Raw genomic sequence first — 17,172 nt, 5'->3', positions numbered from 1 at the left:
ATTTTCGCGATTGTCGGAAGGGCAAGCCCTTCCCGGCGACCAACCTTTAACATTGAAACATCCAAATGCTTATTGGGAGGAAATCCGATGAGTATCAGACCGCTCTACGACCGGGTGGTTGTGAAACGCCTTGCCGCGGAAACCACCACCAAGGGTGGCATCGTTATTCCGGACAAGGCCGCTGAAAAACCCACCCAGGGAGAAGTGATTGCCACCGGCAGTGGCGCTCAGCTGGATAACGGCGAGCTGCGCCCGCTGGCAGTCAAGGTGGGAGACAGGGTGCTGTTTGGGCAGTACGCCGGCACCGAACTCAAACACGACGGCGAGACTTATCTGATCGTAAAAGAATCCGACATCCTCGCCGTGCTCGAAGAGGTCACTGAAAGCGAACAGGAGAAAGCCGCATGAGTGCCAAGGTAGTCAAATTTTCTGACGACGCCCGCGAACGCATGCTTGCGGGTGTAAACATTCTCGCCGATGCCGTCAAAGCCACCCTTGGGCCCAAGGGCCGCAATGTGGTGCTGAGCAAAAGCTTCGGCGCGCCGCGTGTGACCAAAGATGGTGTATCCGTAGCCAAAGAAATCGAGCTCAAGGACAAGTTCCAGAACATGGGCGCGCAAATGGTGAAGGAGGTCGCCTCAAAAACTGCCGACGTGGCCGGTGACGGCACCACTACAGCCACCGTACTGGCCCAGGCCCTGGTGCGCGAGGGACACAAGTCCATTGCCGCCGGCATGAACCCCATGGACCTGAAGCGCGGTATCGATACTGCGGTAAAAGCCGCGGTAGAAGAGTTGGCGAAATTGTCCAAGCCCTGTGACGACACCAAGTCCATCGGCCAGGTCGGCACCGTATCTGCCAACTGGAACGAGGATATCGGCAAGATCATCGCAGAAGCCATGGAGAAGGTCGGCCGCGACGGTGTCATCACCGTGGAGGAAGGCAAGTCCCTGCAGAACGAACTGGAAGTCGTCGAAGGCATGCAGTTCGATCGCGGTTATCTGTCGCCGTACTTCGTCACCAACCAGGAGAAGATGCAGGCGGAGCTGGATAACCCCTACATCCTGCTGTTCGACAAGAAGATCAGCAATATCCGCGACCTGGTGCCGCTGCTGGAATCCGTCGCCAAGGCCGGCCGTCCGCTGGTGCTGATTGCCGAGGATATTGAAGGTGAAGCTCTCGCCACCCTGGTGGTCAACAGCCTGCGCGGCACCATCAAGGTCGCAGCGGTGAAAGCGCCGGGCTTTGGCGATCGCCGCAAGGCCATGCTGGAAGACATTGCCATTCTCACCGGCGGTACCGTCATCTCCGAAGAAGTCGGCCTCACCCTGGAGAAGGTCGAGCTGGAGCAGCTGGGCAGCGCCAAGCGCGTCGTGATCAGCAAGGACAACACCGTGGTCGTGGATGGCGCCGGCGACAAAACCGCCATCGATGGCCGCGTGAAACAGATCCGCGCGGAAATCGAGAACTCCACGTCCGACTACGACAAGGAGAAACTGCAGGAGCGTGTGGCCAAGCTGGCCGGCGGTGTTGCGGTGATCAAGGTCGGTGCCGCCACCGAAGTGGAAATGAAGGAGAAGAAAGATCTGGTGGACGACGCCTTCCACGCGACCCGCGCAGCAGTGGAAGAAGGCATCGTTGCCGGTGGTGGTCTGACCCTGGTGCGGGTTGCCGACAGCCTGCGCAAGAACGGCCTCAAAGGTGCCAACGACGATCAACAGGTGGGTATCAATATCGCCCTGCGTGCGATGGAAGAGCCTTTCCGCCAGATCATCGCCAACGCCGGTGTCGAGGGTAGCGTGGTGCTGAACAAGGTCCGCTCTAACGAGAGCGCCAATTTCGGCTACAACGCCCAGACCGGAGACTACGGCGATATGCTGGAGTTCGGCATCATCGATCCCGCCAAAGTCACCCGCTCTGCGCTGCAGAACGCGGGCTCCATCGCGGGCCTGATGCTGACCACCGAAGTGATGGTGGCTGACAAACCGGAAGACAAAAAATCAGAACCTGCGGCAGACGCCTACGACTACTGATTTTCTTCCGTAGACCCATCCCCAGTGCTTTTCTTTTTGGGGCCGCAAGGCCCCTTTTTTCTGTGGGGAAACAGACCCCGTCAATTAAATACCCCGACCTTCAGCCAGAGTCGCACTCAGGGCCTGCTTACTGATCTCGTTAACCCGGGATGAAAGTTTCAGCAGCAGATTGCGTAGAAAGTCGTGGGTGATACTGGCCGATTCTGCGATCGGCTTGAGGCCGAGAAACTGCATAATTTTCTTCACCAGCAACGCCACCAGACTTACCGAGCCAACCAGCAGCTTGACGCCGCTGTTCAACACCATGGCCAACTGATCCATCAGGGTGAAATAGGTGGTGGCGGTAAAATTGATTACGCGACCGGCGAACTCCATGCACTTTTTCACCACGTAGATGATGGCATCGTTCAGCCATTCGATGGCCGACATTGTCTGCCCGATGACCGCCTTGGAGCGCAACCAGGCTTCAACGCCGCTATCGGTGCGGGCAGCCGGGCGCATAGCTCGAATGGCTTCCCAGCTCTTGTCTTCTACCGAGTCCTGGTAAAGAGCCATATCGTGGTAGGTTTTCCACGGCACCAAGCCCGGGGAAGGCAAAAAGAAATCGCGATCGGTGCTGGGTGTGTGCACAAAGGGCCAGATGGGGATACAGGGCACAATATCGGTGCGATGGTAGGCTCGAAAGATATTGTCATCACTCAACAGGCGGGTGCACTGCTCAGAAAAGCCGATCAAGCCCACCCGAGGACTTCCGAAAGAGTAAAGTTTTGGAAAATGCGCCGTGTGTTTGCGTACCCACTCCGCAGCAATCGTGGCCAGCGCGCCACCGAGACTGTGCCCCAGACAATGGACACGGGTACCGGCCGGCAACCCGTTCACGAAAACGGAAATCTGCGGCAACATTGACTGGAACGCTTTGTTGAACCCGTCGTGAACCGGCTGGCCACTCGCAGAGGCAGACAGGGTGAGGTTGAGGTTTGTCAGCCAATCCGCCAGATATTGTGTACCCCGAAACAGAATGAAAGCGTGGCCCTTCAGGTTGTTCTGGCCCAGAAGCAGAAAGCCGAATGCCGTCCTAACCTTGATAAACCCCGGCCCCCCGGTCTTGCCTTTCAGCATATTCTCTTCATAAAACGACAGGTTACCGCCGTATTTATGATTCAGGTGGGTAATGGCATCTTGCAGAACCGGGAATTTGGTCAGGGCATATACTTCACTGGACAGACTGGCCGCCTGTTCCGGAGTCAACTCTATCATTAGAAAATATCCTTTTTAGCGTCAGGCTCTACATCCCACGTACACTTGGTAATGAATGGCTGCCGATCCACATTGATCACCTCATCGTCCTGAGTGAGCTCGCAGGTCACCACAAGTGGTTTCCCGCGCGATTCCGCATTCTCTTCACGCTTTCGCTTCACTCCAGACCAGATTTTGTATTCCTGATCGTTGTAGATCACGTTGATCAGCTGACCGACTACAAATTCCTGAGGAAGAAGATTCACCACATGCCGGGCATAGACACCGGGCATTTCAAAATGGCCGGTTTTATCCGTGACTACTTCATCCTGATTTTTACTCTGATAATCGGTAACCCTTATCACTCTGGCACCGATAGCAGGCTTTCCCTCGAAAAGAATCACACCGGATATGGGCGAAAACGTGCAAACCTTCCCCGCATCAAAAATAGACATAGACGATGCTGCCCCCGAAATAGAAACCAATAAAACGCACAGAAATAAATTGCGTAACATTATCGTAATAACCTGTACCAAGGACTGGCTTGAACCAATCCATGTGCGCCAACTATTGCTGCATACTAATAGCCCACTGACCAATGTCAAAAATATAAAATGGTGTCAGAGTCAATTTCCAAAACATGAACCATAGTACCACCTGATGGATTAATAGGTGGGCTTAACACGGTGAGAACGAGGGGATAACGTGCCGACTGAAGATTATGGCGATGTAGATTTTAGTCGGCACGCTTGGGGGAAAAGCGATGGAAAGGCGGAGTATTATTCCGGCACTCTGTTCCGGGTATTGTAATAGGCTTCTTCACTGATTCGGTGGTACGGAATCACTTGTGATTCAAACTCCCGGAAGGCTTTGTATATGCGGCTGAACTGCGGATCTTTCGCGGCAGTTTCCTGCATGATGTCCAGATTGATTTTCTTCAGATGGGCAATGACATCATCCGGCAGTTTTCGCAATTCCACCCCATGTTCTTCCATCAGCTCTTTCAGGGCCCGATTATTGCGTGCGGTGTATTCGTCGAGCATATCCTGATTGGCGTCGCGGGCGGCGGTGCGCACGATGGCCTGCAGGTCTGCGGGCAATTTCTCGAAAGCGGTTTTGTTGATGATGATTTCGAGGATTGAGCCGGGCTCGTGCCAGCCGGGGTAGTAGTAGTATTGGGCGATCTGGTGGAAACCGAACGCGAGATCATTGTACGGCCCGACCCATTCGGTGGCATCGATCACGCCGGTCTGCAGCGCGGTATAGAGTTCACCACCGGGGATGGTGACGGCGGTGCCGCCAGCACGGTTCAACACCTCGCCACCGAGTCCGGGGATGCGCATCTTGAGACCTTTCAGGTCTTCCACGGAATTGATCTCTTTATTGAACCAGCCCGCCATCTGCACACCGGTGGAGCCGCCGGCCATGGGAATCAGGTCAAACGGTGCGTAGAGCTCTTCCCACAATTCCAGCCCGCCGCCATAGTGCAGCCAACCATTCATTTCCTGGGCGTTCAGCCCAAAAGGTACCGCAGTAAAAAACTGGGCTGCGGGGATCTTTCCTTTCCAGTAATAGGCGGCACCGTGACCGACCTGGGCGGCGCCACTGGACACCGCACCGAATACCCCCATGGCCGGGACCAATTCGCCGGCGCCGAAGACTTTTATTTTCAGGCGGCCGTTGGACATCGTTTCGACATTGTTCGCGAAGCGCTCCGGGGCACTGCCGAGACCGGGGAAATTTTTGGGCCAGGTGGTGACGAGTTTCCACTCGAAGGTTTGCTGGCCCGAATTTTTCAGGTGAGAGTCTTCGATAGAGGTGACGGTCTGAACCTGATCGGAGCGGGAGATCACCAGGGTACCGAAGGTGAGCACCAGCAAGGCAAGCAGGCCGAGGATAACGGGTGGATACCAGTTTATTTTTTTCATGTCCGTTTGATTTTTATTTTTCGTTTTATTGCGTCACCCCGAACCTGGCCCGGGATCCAGCGGGAATGGCAGGGTATTTGAGGTTGCTGCCGGTTCTGTGGTTTCTGGATCCCGGATCAAGTCCGGGATGACGTTGTTGCGTAAATATACCGTTGTCGATCGTAATTACAGGGGCTGTAGTTTGGCCATGGATACTACCAGCCATTTGGCCCCGGCGTCGTCGAAGTTGACCTGTACTCGGGCGCGTGGGCCGCTGCCTTCGAACTGCACCACGGTGCCTTCACCGAATTTGGCGTGGTCGACGCGGCCGCCGAGGGCGAGCGGGGGCAGGTCGTCGTCGAACTCCGGGGCCGGGTCGGAGAACTGGCCGACACCACCGCCGAACTTGCCATAGTTGGGCTGAAACAGGGGTTTGGAGACTTCGGTTTTCAGCCGCACCTCGTGAATATATTCCACCGGAATTTCGCTCACAAACCGGGACGGCTTGTTGTAGGTCTCGCTGCCGAACAGGCGGCGGCTTTCCGCGTAGGTGATATACAGTTTCTTCATGGCACGGGTAATGCCCACGTAACAGAGGCGGCGCTCCTCTTCCATGCGCCCGGGCTCCTGCGCAGACATCTTGTGCGGAAACAGGTTTTCCTCCACACCGGCCATAAACACCAGCGGGAACTCTAAACCTTTGGCCGAATGGAGGGTCATCAGCTGCACCGCGTCAGTATATTCGTCCGCCTGGCCCTCCCCAGAATCCAGTGCGGCGCTGTCGAGGAACTGGTTGATCAGCGGGATTTCTTCCTCATCCACCACTCCATCGTCGGCATCTCCGGAGGGTTCCCCGGTGTACTCTGCGCACGCACCGATCAACTCCTGAAGGTTCTCCACCCGGGTTTGGCCCTTCTCACCTTTTTCCTTTTGGTAAAAATCGATCAATCCAGACTGCTCAATCACAAGCTCGGCGATATGCTCGAGGGTTTTGTCGGTACTCTCCTCATCCATCGCATCGATCAGGCTGAGGAAATTGGCCAGCGCATTGCCGGATCGGGCGGCGAGCACTTTTTGCTGCAGTATTTTCGCCGCGGCATCCCACATGGAGCAGCCGTGTTCACGGGCGAACTCGCGCACGGTATCCACGGTGCGCGCCCCGATGCCGCGGGTGGGGGTATTCACCACCCGCTCGAAGGAGGTGTCGTCGTGGCGGTTGGTGGTCAGGCGCATATACGAAAGCGCATCTTTCACTTCCTTGCGCTGATAGAAGCTTAAGCCACCATAAATTCGATAAGGCAACACATCGCGCAAAGCGCTTTCCAACACCCGCGACTGAGCGTTGGAACGATACAAAATAGCAACACTTTCATGACGGTTGCCATCCCGCACCCAGTCCTGGATGCGCTCGACGATAAAGCGCGCCTCATCCTGCTCGTTGTAGGCGGAGTAGAGGGAGATAGGTTCACCCTTGTCACCCTCGGTCCACAGCTCCTTGCCAAGGCGGCCGGTGTTGTGGGCGATGACCGCGTTGGCGGCGTTCAGGATGGTGCTGGTGGAGCGGTAGTTCTGCTCCAGGCGCACCGTCTGCACATCTTTCAGATCCGCCTCGAAGTGCTGGATATTCTCGATCTTGGCCCCGCGCCAGCCGTAAATGGACTGGTCGTCGTCTCCCACCGCAGTGATCGCGCATTCATCACCGGCCAGCAGGCGCAGCCAGGCGTATTGAATGGTGTTGGTATCCTGGAATTCGTCTACAAGAATGAAGGGGAAGCGGCGGCGGTAATGGGCGAGGATGCTGTCGTTGTTCAGCAGCAGCTCGTGGGCGCGCAGCAGCAGCTCGCCGAAATCCACCACGCCGGCACGCTGACAGGCCTCTTCATAGGCGCTGTATATCCGCACCATGGTCTGCAGCCAGGGGTCTCCGGTGAGCTGGATATACTGCGGGCGAATGCCTTCATCCTTCTGTGCACCGATCCACCACTGGGTCTCACGCGGCGACCACTTCTTCTCATCCAGCCCCAGCTCGTTCTGCACCCGCTTGATCAGGCGCAGCTGGTCATCAGAATCGAGAATCTGGAAGTTTTGCGGCAGCTTCGCTTCGGCCCAGTGGGCGCGCAGCAGGCGGTGGGCAAGACCGTGGAAGGTTCCTACCCACATACCGAAGGTGTTCACCCCCAGCAGTTCCTCGATACGCCCGCGCATCTCCCGCGCGGCCTTATTGGTAAAGGTCACTGCCATAATGGAGTAGGGCGACGCCCCCTCCACCTGCATCAGCCAGGCGATACGGTGCACCAGCACACGGGTCTTACCCGAGCCGGCGCCGGCCAGAACCAGTTGATTGCCCGGCGGCGCCGCGACGGCTTCGCGCTGGGGGTCGTTGAGGGGGTCTAAGAGTTCAGATACGTCCATGGGGCGGATTGTATCAGGGGTAGGCGGAGAACTGGGTATATAAACAGGGTTTTGTGGTCTGCTAGGTTCTACCACAGTGGCGGGCCTGCTACCGGGTATAGCCCCTTAGCATCAGGCGACGTGGCACCAACACTCGCCAGCACCGAGCCATGCCGCTAAACTGCACAGCTTGAACCAGAGAAGGTGTTGTCGTGAAGCCAGCGGAAGTCACGCAGAAGATCAGCGAACAGCTGAGTTCCATGCGCAAATCTGAGCGCAAGGTTGCGGAATATATCCTCGCCAATCCCGGCGAAATCATTCATATGCGGATCGTCGATCTCGCCACCGAAGCCCAGGTGAGCGAGCCCACCGTGGTGCGCTTCTGCCGCGCCGTCGGCTGTTCCGGCTTCCAGGAATTCAAGCTCAACCTGGCCCAGCAGCTCGCTTCCAGCCCCAGCTTCGGCCAGATTGCCGTTACCGAAACCGACACCATCGCCGAATACAAACGCAAGGTGTTCGACTCCACCGTCGACACCCTGCTCAACGTGCGTGACAAGATTGACGGTCGCGCCCTGGAGGCCGCCGTTTCCGCCATCGCCGCCGCCAAGCGGGTGGAATTCTTCGGTTTTGGCGCCTCAGGTGCTGTCGCGGCCGACGCCCAGCACAAATTCTTCCGCCTGCAGATGGCCACCGCCGCCCACTCCGATCACCATATGCAGAGTATGTCGGCCATGAGCATGCAGCCCGGCGATGTGGTGGTCGCCATCTCCCAGAGCGGGCGCACCTCCTCGTTGCTGCGCTCCATGGAAATGGCCAAGGCACAGGGCGCTATCGTGATCGGCCTCGGACCCAGCGGTTCACCGATGACACGCCAGTCCAGTATCCCACTGGAAGTGGACGTGGAAGAAGATATCGAGCTGTACACACCACTCTCCTCCCGTATCGCTCACCTGGTGGTGATCGATGTACTCGCCATCGGCGTCGCCCAACGCAAGGGACCACAGCTCCAGGAGCACCTGCTGAAGCTGAAAAAAGGTCTGTACAACCTGCGTGAGGAAAAGCACTAAACAGGACGGGAAATGCACGGAAGCAGCGACCAACCTACGGAAACCTTCGACGAACAACAGGGTCTCGGTCTCCCGGAAAAGCGCCTGATTGTGGTCGCGGCCCTGTGCCAGGGGTTCGCGCTCTATGCGCTCAAATTTTTCGATGCCGTAAACCACTGGTCGCCGGTGTGGCAGTTCCTCTGTTACACCGTCGCTATTGCCATGCCACCGCTGGTGATTGTCACCGTCAAACCACGCCTGGCACGGGGTTACTGGTGGGTAATTGCGGGCTATAGCGCCGTGCTCGCCCTGCTGGCCAGCTACCGGGGGTACCAATGCACTCCTGCAGATACGATCCAGTGCGGCTGGCCCCACGATTTTTGCATCGCTGTCGGGATTGCGACCTTTATCGTCGCTTTTCTGTTACGTGCCAGTGGCACAGAGCGGCTGCGCCGCCCCAGTTATCCGGCACTGTTCCATTACTCCTGGGATATTGCCCTGACTACCGGTCTCACTCTGGTGTTTACCGGTATCTTCTGGCTGATCCTGATCCTGTGGCAGGCCCTGTTCAAACTGGTGGGCGTGGCGTTCTTCGAGCAGCTGTTTGAGCAAGACTGGTTCTTTTATCCGGTCACCTGGCTGGTCGCCGGTTGCGGCGCCATTCTGTTCCGCGCTCAGCAGAGCTTTGTTCTCACGCTCAAGCGCCTGTTGCGTACCATGCTGGTGGCGCTGTTGCCGTTACTGGCGGTTCTCACCATCGTATTTCTCGCCACCCTGCCTTTTACCGGCCTGCAGCCTATCTGGGATACCGGCCGCGGCAGTGCACTGCTGCTGTGGCTGGTGGCACTGCTGCTGTTCTTTACCAACGGTGTGATCCAGGACGAGTTCCCGTTCGCCCGCTACCCCGGGTGGATCAATCGGGTACTTTTACTGGCGCTGGTGCTGGCGCCGTTTTACACCGTTTTTGCGCTCTATGGTGTAACCCTGCGGGTCCAGCAGTACGGCTGGACGCCGGAGCGGCTGTGGGGCGGAGTGGTCACACTCACCCTGGCGCTGCTGGCACTGAGTTACAGCCTCTCCATCCTGCGCTGGCGCGGTCACTGGGCGGAGCGGTTGCGGCGGATCAATACCGGGCTGGCACTGTGGGTGCTGGCGATTTGCCTGGTAACCCAGTCACCGCTGGCCAACTTCTGGCGCATCAGCGCCGACAGCCAGGTGGCGCGACTGGCGGATGGACGGGTGGCGCTGGCGGATTTCGATTTCTACTTTCTACGCAACAAACTGGGGCGACCGGGACTGGAGTCGCTTCAGGCGCTGCAGTCGCTATCGGTCGTCAAGCAGGATAAGAAAGTCGCAGCGTACATCGAACAGCTGCTGGAGAAAAAAGATCCCGTCTGGGCGCTGCGTGAAAACCCGCTACAGGTAGAAGCCAGGGAGCGGGAAATGCGCGAGATTCCGATACTGCCCGAGGGGGCGCCGCCTCCCCCGGATGCTGCCCAGTTACAGCGGGATAGCCGGCTCTGCCAGGCAGAACAGCAAAACTGCCTGTGGCTGGTTCAGGATCTGGATGGGGACGGGAAACCCGAGTACCTGTTGTTTATCCACGGGTCGCGCAGCGATGGCAACCACTGGTTGCACATTAAAGCGCACACGTCCGGGCAAGAAGGATGGCGACCGGTTTCCAGCAGCAGGCGCAATACAGAGCTTTCGTTCGCGGAGCTGCAACAAAAGCTTTCGGGCGGTCAGTTCAATCTGCGCCCCCCGCGCTGGCAGAGCCTGTATCTCGGCGATGAACTGATGTTCGACCCGACCCAGTAAACCACTGACCGCCTGTATCCACAAAATAAACGCCACTGTCATGGAAACCACAGGGCGAGGCGGCTACCATGCCCCCGCCCGCCGCTGCCTGTGCTAAGGCCAGCGCCAACCCAGTGATGTACCCGGGTGACTTTTCACCCGCTTTATACCCAAGGTTTTATGCCCCCGAATTTTTTCGACGCCGAAGGCAAGCCGCCGCGCTGGCTCGCTCCCTGTCTCGCCGCATTGGTGGCGCTGACGCCATTTGCCATCGATACCTACCTCCCGGCAATTCCCGCCATGGCCATGGCGCTGGGGGTAGAGGTGGCGCAGGTACAGCACTCGGTATCCAGTTATCTGCTGGGGTTCGCCGTGGGCCAGTTGATTGGTGGGCCACTGTCGGACCGTTGGGGGCGCATCGTTACCGGCACTATCGGGCTCGCCATCTTTATCGTCAGCTCGGCGCTGATCCTGTTTGCCAACACGGTGGAGCTGCTGGTGGCGCTGCGCTTTTGCCAGGCACTGGGCGGCGGTTTTGCCACGGTAATCTGCGGCGCCATCGTGCGCGACCTGTACCACGGCCGCGACGCGGCGCGGATCATGTCGATGATCGCCACCATGATGCTGATTGCCCCCATGGCGGCGCCGGCAATCGGCGCGACCCTGCTCACTTTTGGTGACTGGCATGCGATCTTTATCTTCCTGCTGGTGTACGGCCTGCTAATGATGATCCTGGTGCGCGGGGTGCTGCCGGAGACGGTATCCAAGTTCCGCCGCGCGCGCCGCCAGCGGGAATCCCGCCGCAGCATGCTCAAAGGCTATGCGCAGATCTTCCGCACCCCCCGTGCACTGGGATTTCTGTTCGGGCAGGCGCTGATCAGTGGCAGTATGTTTATCTACATCACCACCGCACCCTTCGTGTTTATGGAGCACTTCGGGGTATCTTCCGCCACCTTCCCCATGCTGTTTGGCAGCTGTGTGCTGGGGCTGGTGTTGATGGTGCAGCTGAATATCCGCCTGCTGAAGGTATTCGAGCCCCGCCAGATTCTGCTGGCGGGTATGGCGCTGCAGCTGGTTTCCTGCGCACTGCTGCTGGCAAGCACTTTATATTTTGGTCAGGAGCAGGTGTTGCTGGCGTGGATGGTTCCGCTGGTGATGGCGATGGGTGCCATCGGCATCATCACCCCCAATTCGGCGGCCTGCTATCTGGAGTTTTTCCCCAGGATCAGCGGTACCGCCAACGCGCTCTACGGCGCTTCGCTGTTTATCTTCGGTGGGGTTCTGGGGGGGGCGGTAAATGCGGTGCATACCGGCACACTGGTGCCGATCGCGCTGGGAATGTTGTGCTGTTCCGCCGCGGCCCTGTGTATGGCGCTGTTTGTGGCGCGGGCGCGCCAGCCGATCGAGATCGAGGAGCGGGCGCTGCGGATGTAAGCCGCGGCCGCCCGCTTGCGGCCTTCAGTTAAGGCCTTCCGCTTTCAGTGCCTTCTGCACCCCTTCGCGTTGGCGCATGTGCTCGGCAAAGGCCTTGAGCCTGGGCCAGCTGTCGGTATCCACATCCGCCTTGCTGCACCAGTTGTACACGGTAAACAGGTAGGCGTCGGCGATACAGAAATCGCTGCCCATCAGATAATCCCCGGCCACATTGTCTTCCACATACTGGAAGCGCTTGGCCAGTTTCTCCTTGGCGGCAGATTTCTCCTCGTCACTACCGCCCCAAAACAAGGGTCCAAAGGTTTTGTGAATTTCGCTGGAAATGAAGTTCAGCCACTCCAGCACCCGATAGTGATCCAGGGAGCCGTATTCCGGGGCGAGTTTTTGTTCCGGCTTCTGCTCCGCCAGAAACTGCACGATGGCGGGCCCCTCGGTCAACAGCTCGCCACCTTCCAGCTGCAGCGCCGGCACGTAGCCCTTGGGGTTCACCTCGGTGTAATCGCCGCCGCTTTCCAGCTCCTTGGTTTTCAGGTTGACCTTGCACAGTTGCAGATCGATACCCGCCTCGCAGGCGACGATATGCGGGGACAGAGAACAGGCGCCGGGGGCGTAAAACAGCTTCATGGTTTCCTCCTGATCGTGCTGATCGTGACAGTCATCCGCGACCGTGGGGCGCGGCGTAATCCAGCTCCGGACCCACGGGCACGATGCCGGTGGGATTGATATTGCGGTGGCTGGCGTAGTAGTGGGTCTTGATATGGTGGAAGTCCACCGTGTCGGCGACCCCGGGCCACTGGTAAAGCTCGCGTACATAGCCCCACAGGCTGGAATAATCCGCCAGTCGCTGCTTGTTGCACTTGAAGTGGCCGTGGTACACGGCATCGAACCGGATCAGTGTAGTAAACAGCCGCCAGTCCGCTTCCGTCACGCGATCACCGGTCAGGTAGCGATTACTCTGCAAACGCTGCTCCAGCTGTTCCAGCACTTCAAACAGCCGGTGGTAAGCGGCCTCGTAGGCCTCGGCGCTAGTGGCGAAACCGGCACGGTACACACCGTTATTGACGTTTTCGTAAACCAGCGCGTTGGTGGCATCGATGTCCCCGCGCAGATCCTGTGGATAAAAGTCCTGCTCGTCGCCGGTCAGTTTATTGAACGCGCTGTTGAGCATGCGGATGATCTCCGCGGACTCGTTACTGACGATCTGTTCGCGCTTTTTGTCCCACAACACCGGCACCGTCACCCGCCCGGAATAGTCCGCGCGGTTGCGGGTATAGATCTGGTGCAGATAGTCGCTGCTGTATAGATGATCGCCACTGCTGCCTTCGTCCTTATCGAAGGTCCAGCCGTTTTCCATCATGTAGGGGCTGACCACGGAAACGTCGATGTAGTCTTCGAGGCCCTTGAGCTTGCGGAATATCAGGGTGCGATGGGCCCAGGGACAGGCGAGGGAAACGTAGAGGTGGTAGCGGCCTTTCTCCGCCTCGAAGCCGCCCTCGCCGCTGGGGCCGGCGCTACCATCGGCGGTGATCCAGTTGCGCAGCTGCGCCGCCTCGCGCTCGAACTCACCGCCACTTTTGTCCGTGTCGTACCACTTGTCTTTCCACTCGCCGTTTACCAGCAGTCCCATCGCAGCGTCTCCTTATTTGCTCTTCACTTTGGCCATGGCGTGGTCGAAGCTGAATCGGCCCGCGCCAGCGCAAGCCAGAATCAGAAAGCCGCCGGCAATGGTGATATTTTTCATAAACATGATCTGCTGCATCTGATCACCGGGCACATTGTGGAACATCCATGCACTGATCAGACAGAAGGCGGCGATCGCCAGTGCCACCCAGCGGGTAAAGAAGCCGAACAGAATGGCGAGACCGCCACCCAGCTCCAGCAGGATTACTAATGGCAGAAAAAATCCGGGCACACCGGCGGAGGCCATATATTCCTGGGTTCCGGCATAGGCGCCGATCTTGCTGTAGCCGGCAACGATAAACATTACGGACATCAGAATACGTCCCACCAGCTTAGTGAAATCGCAAAGTACAGGGCTGTTCATAACGAAGTCCTCGTGAAGGTCCCTCAAACAGGGTATCAAAGGAGCAAGTGTATGGAGTGATAACGCTATTTAGTGTAATTCGAGATTTCGCAATGAAAACCGCAGTTTTTCGACGGAAAGGATCGACTTTTTAGAAGGGATTTTTTAGCAGGGAATTTGAATAAATACGGGAAAGCGGGGTTTAGCCAAACCCCGCCAGAATCTGGTCCATGACCCGGGAGGCCTTGCCGCCCTCAGAGCCGGCGACCGGGTGCCGGCCCGCGCCGTTCAGGTGCTTCACCATATTTTCAATATGGAAAAACTGAATATTCTCAGGGTGGGCAATATCGGCGGTTTCGCGGTCATCGCCCGCTTCGAGCTGCAGTGGATTCTCCGCAAACACGGAAAAGCGGATTGTGCCTTTGGCGCCGTAGATCACCACCTCGTCACAGTAGTCACTGGCGCCGAAATTCCAGAAGCCGGCACCGGTGGCGCCATTTTCAAATACCCAGCAGGCGGAAACCGCATCTTCAGCGTCATACAGATTCTGCTGATTGACCGCGATACCGCGGGCGTCGGCGATGTCACCGGCCAGGTGAATAAACAGATCGAGGCCGTGGCAGGCCAGATCGACAAAGTGCCCACCACCGGATACCGCCGGGTCGGTGCGCCAGTCGTACTCCGGTGACAGATCCGCGGCGGAAGGCGTGCGCGCATAGCTCCAGTTGATATGCCGGATGGCGCCAATTCGACCGCCATCAATCCACTGTTTCACCTGTGCGAAGCGGGGCAGGGAGCGGCGGTAATAAGCCACAAACAGCTGTGCATCCAGCCCGTCGAACGCCGCGGCGATTTCCTCACACTCGACATAGTTGAGCGCCATGGGCTTTTCCAGACAACAGTGTTTGTTGGCACTTGCTATCTTCAGGGCATACTCGCGATGGCTCCCCGGCGGGGTCGCCACATAGATGGCATCAATCTCCGGATCGTTGATCAGATCGTCGGCGCTGGCATGGGTTTTCGGCACACCGTGGCGAGCGGCGTAATCGCGCAGCTTTTCCTTGTCCCTGCGCATTACCGCAAGCAGTTTTGAGCCGGCCACCTTGTTGAACGCAGGGCCACTTTTCAGCTCAGTGACATCGCCGCAGCCAATAATGCCCCAGCGGATTTCAGCGCTTTCACTTGCCATCTATTCCATCCCTTCTAACCATTGGTAACCCAGCGACAATCAGCCGGTGCCATCACTCGACCAGCGGCAGGCCTTCGCGCAGCGCGCGCAGCAACAGGCAGGCTGCGGGGCCGGCACGGTCGCGGTCAGCGTACACCAGATAGACGGTGGCTTCCCGCTCCCAAGGCTCTTCGGTGCGCAGAGGTAACAGGCGGTCGGCAGAGAGGGAATCGCGAATGCGGGTCTGCGGCAGCCAGGCAAAGCCCAGTCCGCGTTCGATCAATTCAATGGAGGTATGCACGTTGGTGACGGTGATACGCTGATCCGATCCGAGCCAGCCAGCGTCCTGGCGGTTCTTCAACGCGGAATCCCGCATCACGATCTGCCGCGCCGCTTTCAGGTCCTCGCGGTTAACCGGCCGCCCCAAGTGATGCAGCGGGTGGTCAGGGTGGGCCACCGGCACAAACTTTACTCGCGAGACGGGCATCCCCACAAATCCCTGGGGCACCCGCGCGGTAAGAATGAAATCCACTTCCTGTTGCAGCAGCAGCTCCTCCCCACCGGAGAGCACCGTTTCGCGAATTTCCAGTCGGGTATGGGGGTACTCACTAGCAAAGCGCTCCACCGCGTTGAAAAGCGCCTCGTAATCAAACAGCACATCCACCGCCAGACGCAACTGCGCCTCGGTCCCCTCCGCTAGACTGGCGGCAACGGACTCCAGTGCCTCCGCCTCATCCAGCAATCCACCGGCGCGGTTCAGCAACACGCGCCCGGCATCGGTCAGTTCCGCCTTGCGCCCGCGTACCTCCAGCAGCGCTACGCCTAGACTCTCCTGCAACTTGTGCACCGCGTGATTGATCGACGACTGGCTTTTGTGCACCGCATCTGCGGCCTGGGAAAAGCCCCCGTATTCCACCACTGCCTGAAACATACGCCACTGTTCCAGCGTTACCTTGGCCATTGACTGCCCTTTGTCCGGGTTATGAGGCTGATTCCGCGGAGTAACACGGAAATCCAGTTAATTTATCGAGCCTATCGAATATTAGCTGCGATTATTTGCCATTTTCTGGCGATTTTATCGGCCTATACTGCCGGAAATGGAGGAGCAGAACCATGTCTAATTTCACACACAAGGTCACTGAGAACAGCACGGGCGACGCCCGTATTCGTCCCGCAACCCGGGTTGTGGCGGGCCATCCATCTGCCGACGGCGCCGGTGTGAAGATTCATCGGGTGGCGGGCTTCCAGTCCCCGGACTTCAGCCCGTTTCTGATGATCGACGAGATCCGCTCGGAAAATCCCGATGACTACATTGCCGGATTTCCGCCGCACCCGCACCGCGGTATCGAAACCCTCACTTATATGTTGAGCGGCGAGTTCGAGCACCAGGATCACCTGGGCAATCGCGGCGCCATTCACCAAGGCGGCGCCCAGTGGATGCGCGCTGGCCGCGGCATTATCCACTCGGAAATGCCATCCCAGGGGGAGGGTGGAATGCACGGCTTCCAGCTGTGGATCAACATGGCGGCGAAGGACAAGATGAGCAAACCCGCCTGGCGGGATATTCATCCGGAACAGGTGCGGGAAGTCGCACTGGATGAGGACGGCTCGCTGATCCGGCTGATCGCCGGCCAGTGGCAGATTGGCGGTGAGCCAGAATGTGGCCCGCTACTGGAGGCGGCGGCGGAGGCTTCGGTTGCGGATCTGCGCCTGAATGCTGGCACGGAAGTCATCCTGCCAGTCCCGCGATCCCATTCGGTGCTGGCCTATATTTACCGCGGCGCGCTGGACACTGGGCGCGGTGTGGTCGATCGAGGCAATCTGGTGTTGTTTGGTGACGGTGATTCCATACAATTGCGCGCGCCAGACAAGGGCACGGGTTTGCTGTTGCTGCACGGTGCTCCTCTGGGCGAGCCCGTCGCTCACTACGGGCCCTTTGTCATGAACTCTCGCGAAGAGATCGAGCAGGCGGTGCGCGACTACAATAGCGGCACACTGACCGATTGAAGTGACGCGGGGTTCTACACACTCTGTTTGATGAGCGCCTGATTTGCCAGGCGCCTACCCGGCACGCGAGTCAGCCTGCGCTGTTTGCCTGCCGGGCGGGCTCCTACAGTTTCTGGCAACCCATCGTTTT

The 17,172-nt window shown here is 58.3% G+C and carries 15 protein-coding genes; 6 read left to right on the top strand and 9 right to left on the bottom strand.

Going from position 1 to position 17,172, the window contains the following annotated elements:
- The first annotated feature begins 87 nt into the window (after positions 1-87).
- The gene (groES, locus tag AU11_RS13920) at positions 88-408 is read left to right on the top strand and encodes a co-chaperone GroES (RefSeq protein ID WP_043319900.1); all 321 of its coding nucleotides are present in this window, start codon (positions 88-90) and stop codon (positions 406-408) included.
- A complete protein-coding gene (groL, locus tag AU11_RS13915) occupies positions 405-2,033 on the top strand; it encodes a chaperonin GroEL (protein ID WP_043319899.1) in 1,629 nt (542 codons plus the stop codon). The genes groES and groL overlap by 4 nt, the downstream gene beginning before the upstream one ends.
- 84 nt (positions 2,034-2,117) lie before the next feature.
- Here groL and AU11_RS13910 read toward each other — a convergent pair whose 3' ends face one another.
- From AU11_RS13910 to uvrD, 4 genes are all read right to left on the bottom strand, one after another.
- Positions 2,118-3,290: a lipase family protein gene (locus AU11_RS13910; protein ID WP_043319898.1), complete on the bottom strand. Its 1,173-nt coding sequence runs from the start codon at positions 3,288-3,290 to the stop codon at positions 2,118-2,120.
- Positions 3,290-3,724, bottom strand: a complete 435-nt coding sequence (locus AU11_RS13905) for a DUF6795 domain-containing protein (protein WP_051687260.1) — start codon at positions 3,722-3,724, stop codon at positions 3,290-3,292. The genes AU11_RS13910 and AU11_RS13905 overlap by 1 nt, the downstream gene beginning before the upstream one ends.
- Before the next feature lie 324 nt (positions 3,725-4,048).
- Positions 4,049-5,197 (bottom strand): TRAP transporter substrate-binding protein, encoded by a 1,149-nt coding sequence (locus AU11_RS13900; protein WP_043319896.1) that lies wholly within the window; start codon positions 5,195-5,197, stop codon positions 4,049-4,051.
- A 165-nt stretch (positions 5,198-5,362) separates the two neighbouring features.
- Positions 5,363-7,588 carry a DNA helicase II gene (uvrD, locus tag AU11_RS13895; protein ID WP_043319895.1) on the bottom strand — a complete coding sequence of 742 codons (2,226 nt, stop codon included), beginning with the start codon at positions 7,586-7,588 and terminating at the stop codon, positions 5,363-5,365.
- Between the two features lie 191 nt (positions 7,589-7,779).
- Between uvrD and hexR the strand changes: the two genes are divergently transcribed.
- The 3 genes from hexR to AU11_RS13880 all read left to right on the top strand — a co-directional run bounded on the left by hexR (position 7,780) and on the right by AU11_RS13880 (position 11,844).
- On the top strand, positions 7,780-8,634 hold the full coding sequence (gene hexR / locus AU11_RS13890) for a transcriptional regulator HexR (protein WP_043319894.1): 855 nt from the start codon (positions 7,780-7,782) through the stop codon (positions 8,632-8,634).
- Between the two features lie 12 nt (positions 8,635-8,646).
- The gene (locus tag AU11_RS13885) at positions 8,647-10,431 is read left to right on the top strand and encodes a DUF4153 domain-containing protein (RefSeq protein ID WP_043319893.1); all 1,785 of its coding nucleotides are present in this window, start codon (positions 8,647-8,649) and stop codon (positions 10,429-10,431) included.
- A 159-nt stretch (positions 10,432-10,590) separates the two neighbouring features.
- Positions 10,591-11,844 (top strand): multidrug effflux MFS transporter, encoded by a 1,254-nt coding sequence (locus AU11_RS13880; RefSeq protein ID WP_043319892.1) that lies wholly within the window; start codon positions 10,591-10,593, stop codon positions 11,842-11,844.
- Between the two features lie 24 nt (positions 11,845-11,868).
- Here the strand turns inward: AU11_RS13880 and gstA are convergent, their stop codons facing one another.
- The 5 genes from gstA to AU11_RS13855 all read right to left on the bottom strand — a co-directional run bounded on the left by gstA (position 11,869) and on the right by AU11_RS13855 (position 15,996).
- Positions 11,869-12,468, bottom strand: a complete 600-nt coding sequence (gstA, locus tag AU11_RS13875; RefSeq protein WP_043319891.1) for a glutathione transferase GstA — start codon at positions 12,466-12,468, stop codon at positions 11,869-11,871.
- A gap of 31 nt (positions 12,469-12,499) precedes the next feature.
- Positions 12,500-13,471, bottom strand: coding sequence for a glutathione S-transferase family protein (locus tag AU11_RS13870; protein WP_043319890.1), 972 nt, complete (start codon positions 13,469-13,471; stop codon positions 12,500-12,502).
- Positions 13,472-13,483: 12 nt separating this feature from the next.
- Positions 13,484-13,888: a DoxX family protein gene (locus AU11_RS13865; RefSeq protein WP_043319889.1), complete on the bottom strand. Its 405-nt coding sequence runs from the start codon at positions 13,886-13,888 to the stop codon at positions 13,484-13,486.
- Positions 13,889-14,069: 181 nt separating this feature from the next.
- Complete coding sequence (locus AU11_RS13860) at positions 14,070-15,056, bottom strand: Gfo/Idh/MocA family protein (protein ID WP_043319888.1); 987 nt, start codon at positions 15,054-15,056, stop codon at positions 14,070-14,072.
- 52 nt (positions 15,057-15,108) lie between these two features.
- Entirely contained in the window at positions 15,109-15,996 is an 888-nt protein-coding gene (locus AU11_RS13855; RefSeq protein ID WP_043319887.1) for a LysR family transcriptional regulator, read from the bottom strand.
- Between the two features lie 152 nt (positions 15,997-16,148).
- Between AU11_RS13855 and AU11_RS13850 the strand changes: the two genes are divergently transcribed.
- Positions 16,149-17,042 carry a pirin family protein gene (locus AU11_RS13850; protein ID WP_081848123.1) on the top strand — a complete coding sequence of 298 codons (894 nt, stop codon included), beginning with the start codon at positions 16,149-16,151 and terminating at the stop codon, positions 17,040-17,042.
- Positions 17,043-17,172: the final 130 nt, after the last annotated feature.

The organism is Microbulbifer sp. HZ11 (genome assembly GCF_000708675.1).
GTDB lineage: Bacteria > Pseudomonadota > Gammaproteobacteria > Pseudomonadales > Cellvibrionaceae > Microbulbifer.
Note: the sequence above shows the minus strand (reverse complement) of the source record. Positions and strands in the feature narration are given on the sequence as shown.

Excerpts from the sequence above, each read along its gene's own strand:
- gstA (WP_043319891.1), bottom strand. The coding sequence starts at position 12,468 with ATGAAGCTGTTTTACGCCCCCGGCGCCTGTTCTCTGTCCCCGCATATC.
- AU11_RS13870 (WP_043319890.1), bottom strand. The coding sequence starts at position 13,471 with ATGGGACTGCTGGTAAACGGCGAGTGGAAAGACAAGTGGTACGACACG.
- AU11_RS13860 (WP_043319888.1), bottom strand. The coding sequence starts at position 15,056 with ATGGCAAGTGAAAGCGCTGAAATCCGCTGGGGCATTATTGGCTGCGGC.
- uvrD (WP_043319895.1), bottom strand. The coding sequence starts at position 7,588 with ATGGACGTATCTGAACTCTTAGACCCCCTCAACGACCCCCAGCGCGAA.
- AU11_RS13880 (WP_043319892.1), top strand. The coding sequence starts at position 10,591 with ATGCCCCCGAATTTTTTCGACGCCGAAGGCAAGCCGCCGCGCTGGCTC.
- AU11_RS13850 (WP_081848123.1), top strand. The coding sequence starts at position 16,149 with ATGTCTAATTTCACACACAAGGTCACTGAGAACAGCACGGGCGACGCC.
- AU11_RS13865 (WP_043319889.1), bottom strand. The coding sequence starts at position 13,888 with ATGAACAGCCCTGTACTTTGCGATTTCACTAAGCTGGTGGGACGTATT.
- groES (WP_043319900.1), top strand. The coding sequence starts at position 88 with ATGAGTATCAGACCGCTCTACGACCGGGTGGTTGTGAAACGCCTTGCC.
- AU11_RS13855 (WP_043319887.1), bottom strand. The coding sequence starts at position 15,996 with ATGGCCAAGGTAACGCTGGAACAGTGGCGTATGTTTCAGGCAGTGGTG.
- AU11_RS13885 (WP_043319893.1), top strand. The coding sequence starts at position 8,647 with ATGCACGGAAGCAGCGACCAACCTACGGAAACCTTCGACGAACAACAG.
- AU11_RS13905 (WP_051687260.1), bottom strand. The coding sequence starts at position 3,724 with ATGTCTATTTTTGATGCGGGGAAGGTTTGCACGTTTTCGCCCATATCC.
- groL (WP_043319899.1), top strand. The coding sequence starts at position 405 with ATGAGTGCCAAGGTAGTCAAATTTTCTGACGACGCCCGCGAACGCATG.
- AU11_RS13910 (WP_043319898.1), bottom strand. The coding sequence starts at position 3,290 with ATGATAGAGTTGACTCCGGAACAGGCGGCCAGTCTGTCCAGTGAAGTA.
- AU11_RS13900 (WP_043319896.1), bottom strand. The coding sequence starts at position 5,197 with ATGAAAAAAATAAACTGGTATCCACCCGTTATCCTCGGCCTGCTTGCC.